General features: G+C 75.3%; 1 protein-coding gene. It reads right to left on the reverse strand.

What is annotated here, in order from left to right:
- On the reverse strand, positions 1-1,334 hold a 1,334-nt coding region (locus tag FNH09_RS46375; protein WP_152895874.1), incomplete at its 3' end, for an MFS transporter.
- Between the last annotated feature and the right edge of the window lie 33 nt (positions 1,335-1,367).

Raw genomic sequence — 1,367 nt, forward strand, 5'->3', positions numbered from 1 at the left:
GGTGTGGTGGGCGGGGCGCCCGGAGCCGGGGCGGAGGCCGCGGCCGACCGGCGTGCGTAGACGGCCAGCAGGGCGCAGCCGGCGAGCGAGAGCAGCGCGGGCAGCAGACTCATCCCGGCGTTGATGCCGGTGAGGGCCGCGGCCGGCTGGGCCACCTCCTCGGACGCCTCCGAGGAGCGGAAGCCGGTCACCGCCAGCACCGCGGCGAACACCCCGCTGCCCAGGGCCAGGGCCAGCGTCTCCGCCGCCGTCCACAGACCCGTGAAGGTGGCGGCCCGGCGCCGCCCGGTCCGTGCCGTGTCCGCGGCCAGGGTGTCCGCGAGCATGGTCAGCGGCAGCAACTGGAGCCCCGCGTAGGCCACCCCGACCAGGGCCACGGCCACGTACCCCACCACGGGGGAGGTGTAGCGGGTCAGGAACACCAGTGCGGCCGCCCCGGTGAACAGCAGCGAGGCACACCATTGCGCGAAGACCGTGCCACGCGCCCGCGCGAGCCGGTTCCACAGCGGCATCATCAGCACCAGTGGGCCGATCATGCAGGCGAACAGCGGGGTGACGGCCTCCGGCGAGCCGACGACGTAGGTGGCGAAGTACTGCACCCCCGCCAGCATCACGCCCACCGCCAGCGCCTGCACCGTCCACATCCCGGCCAGTGCCGTGAAGACGGGGTTGTCGCGGGCGACCGCCAACTGGGCGCGCAGGGACGGCTCCGCCTCGCTGCGTGCCACCGTGGGAGCGCGCCGGACCGCGCGCCAGGCGCCCAGCATGCCCGCGGCCAGCAGGATCGCGACGACCACGCCCATGGTCCGGTAACTGCCGGGGGTGTCGCCGTCGGCGTGGGCGATCGCGGGGGCCAGCGCGCCGGAGAGCAGGATGGCCACGCCGAGGAAGCCCACCCGCCAGGCCAGGACCCGGCCGCGCTCGGCCGGATCCTCGGTCATCTCGGCCGGCAGGGTCACGTACGGCACCTGGAACACCGCGTACGCCGTCGCCGCGAGCAGGAACAGCACCGCCACGTAGCCGGCCGCCCCGATGCCGCGCAGCGGGGGTGCGGCGAAGAGCAGCGCAAACAGCGGCGGCAGGGTGAGCGCGCCGGCCAGCAGGAACGGCCGCCGCGAACCGCCCTGGAGCCTGCTGCGGTCGGCCGCCGCGCCGACCAGGGGGTTGATCAGCACGTCCCAGGCCTTGGGCAGGAACACGGCCGCCCCGGCCAGTGCCGCGGGGACCGCGAGGACGTCCGTCAGGTAGTACAGCAGGATCAGACCCGGCACGGTGCCGAAGGTGCCGGTCGCCAGGGACCCGAGCCCGTAACCGATCCGCACCGAGCGCGGCAATGGCGCCCCTGTGGCCGGGGTCGCGGGGACGGG

The sequence above is a fragment of the Streptomyces adustus genome, from assembly GCF_009377175.1.
GTDB lineage: Bacteria > Actinomycetota > Actinomycetes > Streptomycetales > Streptomycetaceae > Streptomyces > Streptomyces adustus.